The sequence below is a fragment of the Streptomyces sp. NPDC052701 genome (genome assembly GCF_040678355.1).
Lineage (GTDB): Bacteria > Actinomycetota > Actinomycetes > Streptomycetales > Streptomycetaceae > Streptomyces.
Genome location: NZ_JBFATO010000020.1, coordinates 1 through 15,285 on the forward strand (window position 1 = coordinate 1; position 15,285 = coordinate 15,285).

A 15,285-nucleotide genomic window follows, 5' to 3' on the forward strand; every position below is an offset into this window, starting at 1 on the left:
CCCAGCGCGTGCAGCGGGGCGTCGCGGTACAGGTCGAGGGCCTCCTCGGGGGTGATCCGCCCACCGGCGGCGGCACGGTCGAGGACGGACTGGAGACCGGACTGGGGAGGTCGGGACATCGGACGGGCCTTTCGGGTCTCGGGGGAGGGGGGAGGACGTGGCCGGGGAGGCCGGAGGCCCGGCGGGCCTGTCCGGGGGACGTACGGCCGCGGCCCGGCCGGGGTCAGACGGCGCCGTCGGGATCGAGCAGCCGTACCCGCACGTCGGGCGGGAACCCCTCGGCGTCACCGCCCACGCGGCGGGCGAACTCCCGGATCCCGGCGAGCTGCCGCGGGCCCAGCCGGAAGTCGAGAGCCGTCGTGTAGTAGCGCTCCAGCGTCGCGGCGTCGAACTCCTCCCAGCGGGAGGCCTGTTCGCACACCTCGGTCACCTCGGCGAGCGACAGGTCGCGGGAGGCGAGCAGGTCGGCGTGGACCCGGCGCACCAGGCCGGGCTCGCGGTCGAGGAAGTCCCGGCGGGCCGCGAACACGGCGAACACGAACGGCAGTCCGGTCCACGCCTTCCACATCCCGCCCAGGTCGTACACGCGCAGCCCGAGCCGGGGCGCCTCGTGCAGCGCGGCGCGCAGCGCGGCGTCACCGATGACGACGGCGGCGCGCGCCCGGCTCATCATCGCCCGCAGGTCGGGCGGGCACACGAAGTACTCGGGTCGCACCCCGACCCGCTCCGCCAGCAGCAGCTGTGCCAGGCGCACGGAGGTGCGGCTGGTCGAGCCGAGCGCCACCGGCTCGCCGTCCAGCCGCTCCAGCGGCACCTGGCTGACGATGAGGCACGACATCACGTCCCCGTCGCTGCCGACCGCGATGTCCGGCAGCGCCACCAGGTCGTCGGCGTGCCGCAGGAACTCGACCAGGCTGATCGGCCCGATCTCCAGCTCGCCCGCGGCGAGCGCGTCGTTGAGCCCGTCCGGGGTGTCGGTGCGCAGGTCCATGCCGAGGAGGCTGCCGGTGCGCGCCAGTCCCCAGAACAGCGGCAGGCAGTTGAGGAACTGGATGTGCCCCACCCGGGGCCGGCGGCGCCTGCCGACGGGGGGCGCGGACGCCTGGGCGGCGAAGAGGTCGGTCATCGGTGCGCAGCTCCGGGAGGACGTGGGGCGCAGGGCGGGGGCCGGGCGGCCCGGTTCAGCCCGCGCGGGAGGCGGTGGCGGCGAAGTGCTCGGTGAGGACGGCGAGGACGTCCGCGGGACGCTCGGACAGGAAGAAGTGGCCGCCGGGGAAGACCCGCACGTCCGCTCCGGCCAGGGTGTGCCGCTCCCAGTCGCGGGCCTCGTCCAGGGAGGTCTTGGGGTCGGCGTCGCCGGTCAGGACGGTGACGGGGCAGCGGACGGTCGCGCCCGGCTCGCACCGGTAGGTCTCCACGGCCTGGTAGTCGCTGCGGATGGCGGGCAGCACCATGCGCAGCAGCTCCTCGTCCTCCAGGAACTGGGTGTCGGTGCCGTCGAGGGCGCGCAGCTCGGCGACGACGCCGTCGTCGTCCAGGGTGTGCACCGTCTCCTCCCGGACCCGGGACGGGGCGCGCCGGCCGGAGGCGAACAGCCGTACCGGCCCGGACCCGGCGCGTTCCATGCGGCGGGCCACCTCGAACGCCACGACGGCGCCCATGCTGTGCCCGAAGAAGGTCAGCGGCCGGTCGGTCCAGGCGGCCAGCGCCTCGGTGACCCGGTCGGCGAGTTCCGCGACCGACGTCAGTCCCGGCTCCCGGCGCCGGTCCTGCCGCCCCGGGTACTGCACGGCGACGACGTCCACGCGGGGGCTGAGGGCGGTGGAGACGGGGAGGTAGAAGCTGGCGGAACCACCGGCGTGCGGGAAGCACACCAGGCGCTCCGGCGCGTCGGACGCCGGCCGGAACCGGCGGATCCACAGGTCGTCCGCGGGGCTGGGACTCATGGGACGTGCATGTCCTTCCGAATGAGGCGACGCGCGGGCCCTGGGGGGGGGGCGCCGAGGGCCGCGGGGGTGCGGGGAGGGGGCGGCCGCTACTCGGCCTCGGGCCCGTAGACCTCGGTCCCGTCGGTGACCCGGCGCACGTGGATGCACTCGCCCGGGCACTCCTTGGCCGAGTCCACGACGTCGGTCAGGAGGTCCAGGGGGATGCGGCGGGTGGCGCCCGGCTCCTGGAGCAGCTCGTCCTCGGTGTCCTTCACGTAGGCCAGGCCGTCGATGTCCAGTTCGAAGATCTCGGGGGCGTACTGCGCGCAGATCCCGTCACCGGTGCACAGGCTCTGGTCGATCCAGACCTCGAGGTCCTGGTCGTTGCTGGTCTGCGGGGTCATTTCCACCTGCCTGCCGAATCGGTCGGGGAGCGCACGGGGACGCACGTGCGCGGGGACGAGGGGGAGAGGAGAAGGGGGGCGGGGGGGCGCCGGTTCACACCCGCATGGGCTGGGGCTGGTCGCGGCGGGCGGGGTCGGGGCCGTCGTACTCGCGGATGATCTCGTAGCGGGTGTTGCGCTCCACCGGCCGGAAGCCGGCGTCGCGGATCAGTTCCAGCAGGTCCTCGCGGGTGAGCTTGCTGGGCGTGCCGAAGTTGTCGGCGTCGTGGGTGATCTTGTACTCGACGACCGAGCCGTCCATGTCGTCGGCGCCGAACTGCAGGGCGAGCTGGGCGGTGTTGATGCCGTGCATCACCCAGAAGACCTTCACGTGCGGCACGTTGTCGAACAGCAGCCGGGAGACGGCGAAGGTCTTCAGCGCCTCCGCGCCGGTGGCCATCCGGGTGCGGGCCTGCAGCCGGTTGCGGACCTTGCCGTCCTTGACGTCCACGAAGTCGTGCTGGTAGCGCAGCGGGATGAAGACCTGGAAGCCGCCGGTCTCGTCCTGCAGCTCGCGCAGCCGCAGCACGTGGTCCACGCGGTGGCGGGGCTCCTCGATGTGCCCGTAGAGCATGGTGCACGGGGTCTTCAGGCCCTTTTCGTGGGCCAGCCGGTGGATGCGCGACCAGTCCTCCCAGTGGGTGCGGTGGTCCACGATGTGCTGCCGCACCTCCCAGTCGAAGATCTCCGCGCCGCCGCCGGTCAGCGACTCCAGGCCGGCGTCGATCAGCTCGTCGAGGATCTCGCTCGCGCTCAGCCCGGAGATGGTCTCGAAGTGGTGGATCTCGGTGGCGGTGAAGGCCTTCAGGGAGACGTCGGGCAGGGCCTTCTTCAGCTCCCGCAGCGAGCGCGGGTAGTAGCGCCACGGCAGGTTGGGGTGCAGGCCGTTGACGATGTGCAGCTCCGACAGGTGCTCCGACTCCATCGCCTTCGCCAGGCGCACCGCCTCCTCGATGCGCATGGTGTAGGCGTCCTTCTCGCCCGGCTTGCGCTGGAAGGAGCAGTACGCACAGGAGGCCGTGCACACGTTGGTCATGTTGAGGTGACGGTTGACGTTGAAGTGCACGACGTCGCCGTTCTTGCGGGTGCGCACCTCGTGGGCCAGACCACCCAGCCAGGCCAGGTCGTCCGACTCGTACAGCGCGATGCCGTCCTCGCGGGACAGCCGCTCGCCCGAGCGGACCTTCTCCTCCAGCTCGCGCTTGAGCCCAGCGTCCATCGCCGGGAACCTCCTCGGTCAGTGCCCTGGGGCACACGTAATGAGTGGGAGCACGCGGCAGGGCACGTGACTCGTCCGCGGCCGCGCCGGCCGACGGGCCGCCCGCCCGGCCAGGGACGGGGCGGCCGGGCGGGCGAAGCTCCCCACCCGGTGCGGCATCGGCGGGCCGTCCGCTCCCGGACGGCACCCGGGCCACGCGGGAACCGCACCGCGGGACCCGAGGGGCCGACAGGCATCGGTGCCGCGCCCGGACGGGGCGCTCCCATCCTCGCGGAGGCCAGTCTGGGGAAAACCCCACACCCGCACCGGGTTTCCTGGAAGCGGCCGGCGCCCATCCCACGCCCGCCCCCACGAGCGGAAGCGGCCGTCCGTCACCGCCGGGCGCGGCGCCGGCCGCCGGAGCCCCACCCCTCCCACCCGGCAGAAAGAGACGACCGCATGACGCCGCGACTGACCCTGGCGCACTCCCCGTGCCCCAACGACACGTTCGTCTTCCACGCCTGGACGCACGGCCTGCTGCCCGGCGCCCCCGGGACGGAGGTGACCCTCGCCGACATCGACGTCACCAACGGGCTGGCCGAACGGGCGCAGTTCGACGTCCTGAAGGTCTCCTACGGCGTCCTGCCGTACGTCCTGGACGACTACGCCCTCCTGTCGAGCGGCGGAGCCCTCGGCCACGGCTGCGGGCCGCTCGTCCTGGTCCGGGAGCCGGCCGAGCCCGCCGCCCTGGCCGGCGCCCGGATCGCCGTACCCGCCACCCGGTCCACGGCCTACCTGCTGTTCCGGCTGTGGGCGGCCGACGCCGTGCCCGGCGGCTTCGGCGACATCGTCGTCCTGCCGTTCCACGAGATCATGCCCGCCGTGCGCGACGGCGCGGTGGACGCCGGGCTCGTCATCCACGAGGCCCGCTTCACCTACGGCCGCTACGCCCTGCACCGCCTGGCCGACATGGGGGAGGAGTGGGACAAGCGGACCCGGCTGCCCATCCCGCTCGGCGCCATCATCGCCCGGCGCTCCCTCGGCGACACGCTCCTGCGGCGCCTGGCGGACACCCTGCGCGCCTCCGTCCGCGCCGCGCGGCGCCGCCCCGAGGCCTCCCGCGCCTACGTCCTGGCCCACGCGCAGGAGATGGAACCGGACGTCGTCGACCGGCACATCGACCTGTACGTCAACTCCTTCACCGAGGACCTGGGCACCGAGGGGCGCCGCGCGGTCGGCACCCTCCTGGAGCGCAGCGCCGCCCAGGGCCTCCTGCCGGCGGTGCCGCCGGACGCCCTGGAACCGTACTGAGACCGCACCGGGCCCGCCCCGGGAGCAGGGCGCCCCGCTCCCGGGAGACCGGCGACCGCCAACGCTAGAAGATCTCTTAGACCTGCTCCGCGCTGGTCCGCGGGCCCGGGCACCCCTCCCGATAATCGGCTTCAGCGCACGTGCCCCGTCCACCCCGGCGGGGCACCGCGGGCCCGGACCGCCCACGCCCCCCACCCGCCCGACGGGGGACGCCCCCCGTCCGGGCCGCCCCCCGTGCGACCACCGGCGCCACCGCGTGCCCGCTGTCGAAGGGAAACCGACCCGTGAGCTCCGTGAGCGAGGACAGGCTCCGCGACTTCCTGACGCGCGTCAGCCACGACCTGCAGCGCACCCGCAGCCGCCTGCGCCAGGTCGAGGCGAGGGCCACGGAGCCGATCGCCGTCGTCTCCATGGGCTGCCGCTACCCCGGTGGCGTGCGCACCCCCGAGGACCTGTGGCGACTCGTCGACACCGGCACCGACGCCGTCTCCGGCTTCCCCGAGGACCGCGGCTGGGACGTCGACGCGCTCTACCACCCCGACCCCGCGCACCCGGGCACCTGCTACACCCGCGAGGGCGGCTTCCTGCACGACGCCGCCGACTTCGACGCCGACTTCTTCGGCATGTCGCCGCGCGAGGCCCTCGCCACCGACCCGCAGCAGCGCCTCCTGCTGGAAGTCGTCTGGGAGACCCTGGAACGGGCCGGGCTGCGCCCGGCGGACCTGCGGGGCAGCGACACCGGGGTGTTCGCCGGCGTCATGTACAACGACTACGGCTCCCGCTTCCCCGAACCGCCCCCCGGCCTCGACGGCTACATCGGCAACGGAAGCGCCGCCAGCATCGCCTCCGGCCGCCTCTCCTACACCTTCGGCTTCGAGGGGCCGGCCGTCACCGTCGACACCGCCTGCTCCTCCTCCCTGGTCGCCCTCCACCTCGCCGTCCAGGCACTGCGCTCCGGCGACTGCTCCCTCGCCCTGGCGGGCGGGGTCGCCGTCATGTCCACCCCGGTCACCTTCCTGGAGTTCAGCCGGCAGCGCGGGCTGTCCCCGGACGGCCGGTGCAAGTCCTTCGCCGAGGCCGCCGACGGCACCGGCTGGTCCGAGGGCGCCGGCGTGCTGCTGCTGGAGCGGCTGTCCGACGCGCGCCGCAACGGCCACCCCGTGCTCGCCGTGATCCGCGGCACCGCCGTCAACCAGGACGGCGCCAGCAGCGGCCTGACCGCCCCCAACGGGCCCGCCCAGCAGCGCGTCATCCGCGCCGCGCTGGGCGCCGCGGGGCTCGCGCCCGCCGACGTCGACGCGGTGGAGGCGCACGGCACGGGCACCACGCTCGGGGACCCGATCGAGGCCCAGGCCCTGCTCGCCACCTACGGCCAGGACCGGCCCGAGGACCGCCCGCTGTGGCTGGGCTCCCTGAAGTCCAACATCGGGCACACCCAGGCCGCCGCGGGTGTCGGCGGCGTCATCAAGATGGTGCAGGCGATGCGCCACGGCCGGCTGCCGCGCACCCTGCACGTCGACGCCCCCTCCCGGCACGTCGACTGGAGCGAGGGCAACGTCCGGCTGCTGACCGAGCCCGTCGCCTGGCCCGGCACCGGCCGGCCGCGCCGCGCCGGCGTCTCCGCGTTCGGCGTCAGCGGCACCAACGCCCACGTCGTCCTAGAGGAGGCGCCCGCCGAGGAGCCTGCCGAGGAGCCCGCCGCCCAGGAGCCGGAGGGCGGACGCCGGCCGGCCGGCTCCCGGCTGCCGGTCGTCCCGTGGCTGCTGTCCGCCCGCACCCCCGAGGCCCTGGCCGCACAGGCCCGCGGCCTGCTCACCCACCTCGGCTCCCACCCGGTGGACGACGACCACACCGTCGCCCACACCCTCGCCACCCGGCGGACCCTCTTCGACCACCGCGCCGTCGTCCTCGGCGACGGCCACGACACCCTCGTCGGCGGCCTCAAGGCCCTCGCCGCCGGCGAGAGCGCCGCCCACGTCGTCACGGACACCGCCCGCCGGGGCGGCAGGACCGCGTTCCTGTTCTCCGGTCAGGGCGCCCAGCGGCCCGGCATGGGGCGGGAGTTGTACGAGGCGTTCCCGGTGTTCGCCGAGGCGTTCGACGCGGTGGTCGCCGAAGTGGGGGAGGAGCTGCGGGAGGTCGTCTTCGGCGACGAGACCGGGCCGCTGGACCAGACCCGCTGGACGCAGCCGGCGCTGTTCGCGGTGGAGGTCGCCCTGTTCCGGCTGGTGGAGTCCTGGGGCATACGCCCGGACTTCCTGATGGGCCACTCCGTCGGCGAGCTGGCGGCGGCGCACGTGGCCGGGGTGCTGTCCCTGCCCGACGCGTGCCGGCTGGTGGTGGCCCGCGGCCGGCTGATGCAGCAGCTCCCGCCGGGCGGGGCGATGGTGGCGGTGGAGGCCTCCGAGGACGAGGCCGTGGCCCTGCTGGCCGGCCGGGAGACCCAGGTGGCCGTCGCGGCGGTCAACGGCCCGCGCGCCACCGTCGTCGCCGGCGTCACGGAGGCGGTCGAGGAGGTGGCCCGGGAACTCGCCGCGATGGGCCGCCGCACCACCCGGCTCCGCGTCAGCCACGCCTTCCACTCCCCGCTGATGGAGCCGATGCTGGCCGACTTCCGCCAGGTCGCCGAGAGCATTTCCTACGCGGCCCCGGCCGTCCCGGTGGTCTCCAACGTCACCGGAAAGGCCGCCACCGCGCAGGAACTGACCTCGCCGGAGTACTGGGTGCGGCACGTGCGCGAAGCGGTCCGGTTCGCGGACGGGGTGCGCCGGCTGGAGGAGCAGGGTGTCACCCGGTTCGTGGAACTCGGCCCGGACGGCACCCTGACCGCGCTGGCCCGCACCGCACTCACCCGGCCCGACGCCGACCCGCTGCTCGTGCCGGTGCTGCGCAAGGACCGCGAGGAACCCCTCGCCGCCCTCGGCGCCCTGGCCGCGCTGCACGCCCGCGGCGCGCACGTCGACTGGACGGCCGTCCTGCCCGGCGACCCGCCGCCGGCCGGTCTGCCGACCTACGCCTTCCAGCGCCGCCGCTACTGGCTCGACTCCCCGGCCGGCGGCGCCACGGGCCGGAGCGGGCACCCGCTGCTGACCGCGAGCATCGGCCTCGCCGTCTCGTCCTCGCTCGTCTGCACGGGACGGCTCTCCCCGCGCACCCACCCCTGGCTCGCCGGCCACACCACCTTCGGCCGCCCGCTGCTGCCGTCCGCGGTGTTCACCGAACTCGCCCTGCACACAGGACGGCTGGTCGGCGCCCACCACCTCAGCGAGCTGACCGTCGACGTCCCGCTGCCGCTGCCGGACTCCGGCGGGATCGAGATCCAGACCGCGCTCGACGCCACCGGCGAGGAGGGCCACTGGACCGTCAGCGTGCACGCCCGGCCGGTCGGCCCGTCCGACGCCGACTCGGACACCGACCCCACCGAACGCCCCTGGCGGCGGCACGCCCACGGTGTCCTCACGCGCTCCGACCACTCCCGGCCCCCGGCGGAGCCCGCCGCCTGGCCGCCGGCCGGCGCCGTCCCCCTCGACGCTGACGAGCTGTACCGGACCCTCGACGAGCACGGCACCGTCCCCGGTGCGGACCTGCGCTCCCTGACCGCGGCATGGCGCCTGGGCGACGACATCCTCGCCGAGGCGGCACTCCCGGAACCGCAGCGCATCGACGCCGCCCGGTACGCCGTCCACCCGGCGCTCCTGGACGGCGCCCTCACCGCCCTCACCGCGCTCGGACACCCCGCACCGCACCTGGTCACCTGGTCCGGCGTCACCCTGCACGCCACCGGCGCCGAGGCCGTACGCGTCCGCCTGAGGCCGCACGCCGACGGCGGCACCGCCCTCAGCCTGCTCGACGGCACCGGTGCCCCCGTCCTGACGGCCCGCGCCGTCACCGCACGGCCGCTCGCGGAGGCCGACCTGCCCGCCGCCCCGGCCGTCGCCCTCAGCGACCTCTACACCGTCGCCTGGGTGCCCGCACCCGACGCACCCCGCCCCGGCCCCGCCGACCTCGCCGTCCACACCGGCCCGCAGGACCTCCTCGACACCCTGCGGCGCGCCACGGACCTCCCCGGCGTCGTCGCCGTGCCCTGGATCACCCCCGACGCCTCCCGCACCGACCTGCCGCAGGCCGTCCGCACGGCGGCCACCGACGCCCTCGCCCTCCTCCAGCGCTGGCTGTCCGACGACCGCTGCGCCCACTCCCGCCTGCTGTTCCTGACCCGCGGCGCGGTCGCCACCACCGACGACGAGACCGTCACCGACCTCCCGGCAGCCGCCGTCCGGGGCCTGGTCCGCTCCGCGCAGTCCGAGAACCCCGGCCGCTTCCTGCTCCTGGACACCGACACCGACACGCTCACCGCCGCCGACATCGCCGGTGCCGTCGACCCCGAACGCCCCGAGGCCGCGCTGCGCCGCGGACGCGTCCTGGAACCCCGCCTGATCCGCCCCACCCCCACCGACGCCCGCCCCGCCGCACCGGCCTCCTTCGACCCGGACCGCACCGTCCTGGTCACCGGCGGCACCGGCGCCGTCGGCCGGGCCGTCGTCCGCCACCTGGTCGCCGAGCACGGCGTACGGCACCTCGTCCTCGCCGGACGGCGCGGCCCCGACGCACCCGACGTCGCCGACCTCGCCGCGGACCTCGCCGCGTCCGGAGTCGACCTGACCGTCACCGCCTGCGACGTCGGCGACCGCGCCGCCCTCGCCGCCCTCCTGGACGCCCTGCCCGCGGACCGGCCGCTGGGCGCGGTGGTGCACGCCGCCGGCGCCCTCGACGACGGCGTGATCACCTCCCTCACCCCGGACCGGCTCACCGCGGTGCTGCGGCCCAAGGCCGACGCGGCCGTCCACCTCCACGAACTGACCCGCACCCGGAACCTGTCGGCGTTCGTGCTGTTCTCGTCCGCCGCCGCCACCTTCGGCAGCCCCGGCCAGGGCAACTACGCCGCCGCCAACGCCTTCCTCGACGCCTTCGCCGGCCACGCCCGGGCCGCGGGGCAGCCCGCCGTGACCATCGCCTGGGGCCTGTGGGACCAGGCCGGCGCCATGACCAGCCGCATCGGCACCGCCCGGCGCGGCCGTATCGGCCGCAGCGGCATCGGGGCCCTGCCCACCCCGGACGCCCTCGCCCTCTTCGACCGCTGCCTCTCCGCCACCACCGGCCCCACCCCCGTCCCGCTGCGCCTCGACGTCACCGCCCTGCGCGGCAGCGACAGCGAACTCCCCGCGCTCCTGCGGTCCCTGGCAGGCCGCCCCCTCCTCCGCCGGGCCGCCCCCGGGCCCGGCAGCGGCGGCCCGGCCGCCCTCCCGGCCGCCCGACGGGCGGACGCCGTCAGGGAGTCGGTACGCCGCACGGTGGCGACCGTCCTCGGCCACGACCCCGCCACCCCCCTGGACCTCGACCGGCCCTTCCGCGACCTGGGCTTCGACTCCCTCACCGCGCTGGAGCTGCGCAACGCCCTGACCCGGGCCACCGGTGTGCCGCTGCCGGCGACCCTGGTCTTCGACCATCCGACTCCGGCGGCGGTCGCCCGGCTCGTACTGGACGAACTGAACGGGAGCGGGTACGCCGCCCCGGCACCCGACCACCCGGCCACCGCGGCCGACGTCACGCACGATCCGATCGCCCTCGTCGGCATGGGCTGCCGCTTCCCCGGCGGCATCGACGACCCCGACCAGCTGTGGGACCTCCTCCTGCGCGGCGACGACGCCATCACCGACTTCCCGCGCGACCGGGGCTGGGACCTGGAACGCCTCCACGACCCCGACCCCGACCCCGCGGCCCGCCGCGAAGGCACCTCCGCCACCCGCCGCGGCGGCTTCCTCAGCGGGGTCGGCGCCTTCGACGCGGACTTCTTCGGGATCTCCCCGCGCGAGGCCCTGGCGATGGACCCGCAGCAGCGACTGCTGCTGGAGACCGCGTGGGAGGCGGTGGAGCGGGCCGGGGTGGACCCGCGGTCGCTGCGCGGGCGCCAGGTCGGCGTCTTCGCGGGCACCAACGGCCAGGACTACGCCCAGCTCCTCGGCACCGCCGAGGAGAACACCGAGGGCCACCTCGGCACCGGCAACGCGGCGAGCGTGGTGTCGGGCCGGGTGGCGTACGTGCTGGGCCTGGAGGGTCCGGCGGTGACGGTGGACACCGCGTGCTCGTCCTCGCTGGTCGCGCTCCACCTGGCGGTGCAGTCGCTGCGCTCCGGCGAGTGCGAGATGGCCCTGGTCGCGGGCGCCACCGTCATGTCGACCCCGGCCGCCTTCGTGGAGTTCTCGCGGCAGGGGGGTCTGGCCGGGGACGGACGGTGCAAGGCGTTCGCCGAGGGCGCGGACGGCACCGGCTGGGGCGAGGGCGTGGGCGTGCTGGTGGTGGAGCGTCTGTCGGACGCGCGCCGCAACGGACACCCGGTGCTGGCCGTCGTCCGTGGCACGGCGGTCAACCAGGACGGTGCCTCCAACGGGCTGACCGCCCCCAACGGGCCCTCCCAGCAGCGGGTCATCCGGGCGGCGCTGGCCAACGCGGGTCTCGCACCGCAGGACGTGGACGCGGTGGAGGCGCACGGCACGGGCACCAAGTTGGGCGACCCGATCGAGGCGCAGGCGCTGCTGGCCACCTACGGGCAGGACCGGCCGCAGGAACGGCCGGTGTGGCTGGGGTCGGTGAAGTCCAACCTGGGCCACACCCAGGCGGCGGCGGGTGTGGCGGGTGTGATGAAGATGGTGCTGGCGATGCGGCACGGTCTGCTGCCGGCCACGCTGCACGTGGACGCGCCGTCCTCGCACGTGGACTGGCAGGCGGGCGCGGTACGGCTGCTGACCGAGGCCAGGCCCTGGCCGGCCACGGAGCAGCGTCCGCGGCGAGCCGGAGTGTCGTCGTTCGGATTCAGCGGCACCAACGCCCACGTCGTCCTCGAAGCGGCGCCCCCGGAACCGGCCGAGACGGACGCCGAGGGAACCCCGGTGTCCGTGCCGGTGGTGCCGTGGGTGCTGTCCGGGCGGGGCACCGACGCCCTGCGCGCCCAGGCGGCCAGGCTCGTCGACCATGTCCGTGCCCACCCCGACCTGGACGTCGCCGAGGTGGCCGCGGCGCTGGCGACCACGCGTTCGGCGTTCGAGGACCGGGCCGTGGTGCGCGGCGCGGACCGTGCGGAACTGCTGGCCGGACTGGCGGCCCTGGCGGCCGGTGAGGCCGCGTCCAACGTGACCCGGGGCGCCGTCTCCGAGGGCAGGACGGCCTTCCTGTTCTCCGGGCAGGGCGCCCAGCGGCTGGGCATGGGTCGGGAGTTGTACGAGGCCTTCCCGGTGTTCGCCGAGGCGTTCGACGCGGTGGTGGCCGAGGTGGGGGAGGAGCTGCGCGGGGTCGTCTTCGGAGACGAGGCCGGGCTGCTGGACCAGACCCGCTGGACGCAGCCGGCGCTGTTCGCGGTGGAGGTGGCGCTGTTCCGGCTGGTGGAGTCCTGGGGCGTGCGCCCGGACTTCCTGGTCGGTCACTCCGTCGGTGAGCTGGCGGCCGCGCATGTGGCCGGGGTGCTGTCGCTGGCGGACGCGTGCCGGCTGGTGGTGGCCCGCGGGCGGCTGATGCAGCAGCTCCCGCCGGGTGGGGCGATGGTGGCGGTGGAGGCCGCCGAGGAGGAGGTGCTGGCGCTGCTGGAGGGCCGTGAGGGTGAGGTGGCGGTGGCGGCGGTCAACGGGCCGCGCGCCACCGTGATCTCCGGCACCGAGGAGGCCGTCACCGCGGTCGCGCAGGAACTGGCGGGCCGGGGCCGGCGCATCACCCGGCTGCGGGTCAGCCACGCCTTCCACTCCCCGCTGATGGAGCCGATGCTGGCCGACTTCCGCCAGGTCGCCGCGGGCATCTCCTACAGCCCGCCGGTGATTCCGGTGGTCTCCAACGTGACCGGCCGCCCGGCCGAGGGCGACGATCTGACCACCCCGGAGTACTGGGTGCGGCACGTGCGCGAGGCGGTCCGTTTCGCCGACGGCGTGTCCTGGCTGGCCGGGCACGGCGTCACGCGCTTCGTGGAGATCGGTCCGGACGGCACGCTGACCGCCCTGGCCCAGACGAACCTCCCCGACACCACCGGCCTGCTCCTCACCCCCACCCTCCGCAAGGACCGCGACGAAACGGACACCGTGATCGATGCCTCGGCCGGCGTGTTCGTGACCGGTGGGCGGGTCGACTGGGCGGAACTGCTGCAGGGGGCCGACGCGACGGCCGTCGAGCTGCCGACCTACGCCTTCCAGAGGGACTGGCTGTGGCCCGGGCAGCGGCCGGTTCGGACGGGCGGCGGCGACACCGATGCCGCGTTCTGGGAACTCGTCGAGCGCGACAACGCCCACGATCTGGCGGTCGCGCTGGGAGTGGACGAGTCCGTGCTCGACGGTGTCGTACCGGCGCTGTCCGCCTGGCGCCGGAGGCAGGCCGAGCGGACGGCGGTCGACGCCTGGCGCTACCGGGTCGGCTGGGAGCCGGTTCGATGCGTGCCCGCGGGCGTGCTCGAAGGACGGTGGCTGCTGCTGCACGCGGACACCGGCACGGAGGTGCCCGGGATCGAGGAGTACGTCCCCGGCGTGGAGCGGCTGGCGCTCCCGTCGGACGCCGACCGGCGGGAATGGGCACGCATCCTCGGCGAGGCGATGGCGGGCGGTCCCGTCGCCGGAGTCCTGGCGGTGCCGGGCCGGCCGCAGACGGCGCTCGCCCTGGCGCAGGCGCTGGGGGACGGCGGGGCCACCGCTCCGGTCTGGTGGGTGACCCGGGGCGCGGTGGCCGCGGGACACCCGGCCGACGGCCCCGTGGATCCGGAACAGGCCGCCGTGTGGGGCCTGGGCCGGGTGGTGGCGCTGGAGCACCCCGACCGGCTCGGCGGCCTGGTCGACCTCCCCGCGCGCGTCGACCGCCGCTCCGTGGGACGGCTGGCCGCGGTGGTGGCCTCGGGTACGGAGGACCAGGTCGCCGTGCGCGGCGAGCAGGTCCTCGCCCGACGTCTGCTGCCGGCTCCCGCCGCGGCGGGAGCCGCGTCCGGCCGGCCCGCCACGCCCGCATGCGCCCTGGTGACCGGCGGAACCGGCGCGCTGGGCGCCCGGGTGGCCCGGTGGCTGGCCCGGCGCGGGGTGCCGGAACTGGTGCTGGTCAGCCGGCGGGGCGCGGACGCGCCCGGTGCCGCCGGACTCGTCACCGAGCTGGAGGCGCTCGGCGCCCGGGCCGTGGTCGAGGCGTGCGACATGGCCGACGGCCAGGCGGTCGCCGCCCTGCTGGAGCGGCACCCCGTGGACGGGGTGTTCCACTGCGCGGGTGTGCCCGACGCGCGGGCGCTGGACGAGGTGGACGCCGAGTACTTCGCACAGGTGTGGGGTGCCAAGGCGGCCGGTGCGGCGCACCTGGACGCCGCGTCCGGGGAACGGCCCCTGTCGGCGTTCGTCGTGTTCTCCTCCATCGCGGGCGTCTGGGGCAGCGGCGGCCAGGCCGCGTACGCGGCGGCCAACGCCTACCTGGACGGACTCGTGGAAGCCCGCCGGGCCCGCGGGCTGGCGGGAACCGCCGTCGCCTGGGGCCCGTGGGACGGCGGCGGCATGGTGACGGACGCGGGCGCCGTGGAGGTGGCGCGCCGCGGTCTGCGGGTGATGGACCCGCAGCGGGCGCTGACCGCCCTCGACCGGGCGCTGGAGTGCGGGGACACGTCCGTCGTGGTGGCGGACGTGGACTGGGAACGGTTCGTGCCGACGTTCACCAGTCGGCGCCCCAGCCCACTGCTGTCCGCGCTCGCCGACACCCCCACCGGCCACCACCCTGGCGGCGAAGCGCCGGACGACTCGGCCGCCGCCTCGCTCGTGCGGCGCCTGTCGGGCCTGCCCGAGCAGGAACGCCGCCGCACCCTGCGGGAGTTGGTGCGCGACCTGGCCACCGAGGTGCTCGGCCGCTCCGCCGACCGCGCCATCGGCGTCGACCGCGCGTTCCGCGACGTCGGGTTCGACTCGCTCACCGCGGTGGAACTGCGCAACCGTCTCAACTCCGAAACCGGGCTGCGCCTGCCGCCCACCCTCGTCTTCGACCACCCGACCCCCCGGCACCTGGCCGACCGGCTCCACACCGAGCTGTTCCCGCAGGCGGCCACCGCGCCGGGCGGCACCCCGGCCGGCGCCCCGGAGCCGGCGGACCCCGACGAGGCCGCGGTACGCGACCGGCTCGCCCGGATCCCGCTGTCCAGGCTGAAGGAGAGCGGCCTGCTGGCGGCTCTGTGGGCGCTCACCGAGCCCGAGGGGGCGGACGAGGCGGCCACCGACCCCGCCACCGGCCGGGGAACGGCGGACGCCATCGAGGAGATGGACGTCGACGACCTCGTGCAGCTGGCCCTGGGCGACACCTCCGGCTGAACCGCCCGCCTCCCACCCCTTGCGAAGCCCTGAGTACAGACAGTGGA

6 protein-coding genes are annotated in these 15,285 nt (G+C 75.7%); 2 read left to right on the forward strand and 4 right to left on the reverse strand.

The window, feature by feature from the left end; genetic code table 11:
- Nucleotides 1–223: 223 nt before the first annotated feature.
- From AB0L29_RS22240 to mqnE, 4 genes are all read right to left on the reverse strand, one after another.
- Nucleotides 224–1,126 carry a menaquinone biosynthesis protein gene (locus AB0L29_RS22240; protein ID WP_365829453.1) on the reverse strand — a complete coding sequence of 301 codons (903 nt, stop codon included), beginning with the start codon at nucleotides 1,124–1,126 and terminating at the stop codon, nucleotides 224–226.
- Nucleotides 1,127–1,181: 55 nt separating this feature from the next.
- Complete coding sequence (locus AB0L29_RS22245) at nucleotides 1,182–1,946, reverse strand: alpha/beta fold hydrolase (RefSeq protein ID WP_365829454.1); 765 nt, start codon at nucleotides 1,944–1,946, stop codon at nucleotides 1,182–1,184.
- Nucleotides 1,947–2,035: 89 nt separating this feature from the next.
- The gene (locus tag AB0L29_RS22250; RefSeq protein ID WP_365829455.1) at nucleotides 2,036–2,332 is read right to left on the reverse strand and encodes a ferredoxin; all 297 of its coding nucleotides are present in this window, start codon (nucleotides 2,330–2,332) and stop codon (nucleotides 2,036–2,038) included.
- Between the two features lie 94 nt (nucleotides 2,333–2,426).
- Nucleotides 2,427–3,590: an aminofutalosine synthase MqnE gene (gene mqnE / locus AB0L29_RS22255; RefSeq protein ID WP_365829456.1), complete on the reverse strand. Its 1,164-nt coding sequence runs from the start codon at nucleotides 3,588–3,590 to the stop codon at nucleotides 2,427–2,429.
- Between the two features lie 438 nt (nucleotides 3,591–4,028).
- Here mqnE and AB0L29_RS22260 point away from each other — a divergent pair, with 438 nt between their 5' ends.
- Complete coding sequence (locus AB0L29_RS22260; protein WP_365829457.1) at nucleotides 4,029–4,880, forward strand: 1,4-dihydroxy-6-naphthoate synthase; 852 nt, start codon at nucleotides 4,029–4,031, stop codon at nucleotides 4,878–4,880.
- A gap of 284 nt (nucleotides 4,881–5,164) precedes the next feature.
- A complete protein-coding gene (locus tag AB0L29_RS22265) occupies nucleotides 5,165–15,238 on the forward strand; it encodes a type I polyketide synthase (protein ID WP_365829458.1) in 10,074 nt (3,357 codons plus the stop codon).
- Nucleotides 15,239–15,285 lie beyond the last annotated feature (47 nt).

Bases quoted from the DNA above. Each gene is read 5' to 3' on its own strand.
- AB0L29_RS22240 (WP_365829453.1), bottom strand. From the start codon at position 1,126: ATGACCGACCTCTTCGCCGCCCAGGCGTCCGCGCCCCCCGTCGGCAGG.
- AB0L29_RS22245 (WP_365829454.1), bottom strand. From the start codon at position 1,946: ATGAGTCCCAGCCCCGCGGACGACCTGTGGATCCGCCGGTTCCGGCCG.
- AB0L29_RS22250 (WP_365829455.1), bottom strand. From the start codon at position 2,332: ATGACCCCGCAGACCAGCAACGACCAGGACCTCGAGGTCTGGATCGAC.
- mqnE (WP_365829456.1), bottom strand. From the start codon at position 3,590: ATGGACGCTGGGCTCAAGCGCGAGCTGGAGGAGAAGGTCCGCTCGGGC.
- AB0L29_RS22260 (WP_365829457.1), top strand. From the start codon at position 4,029: ATGACGCCGCGACTGACCCTGGCGCACTCCCCGTGCCCCAACGACACG.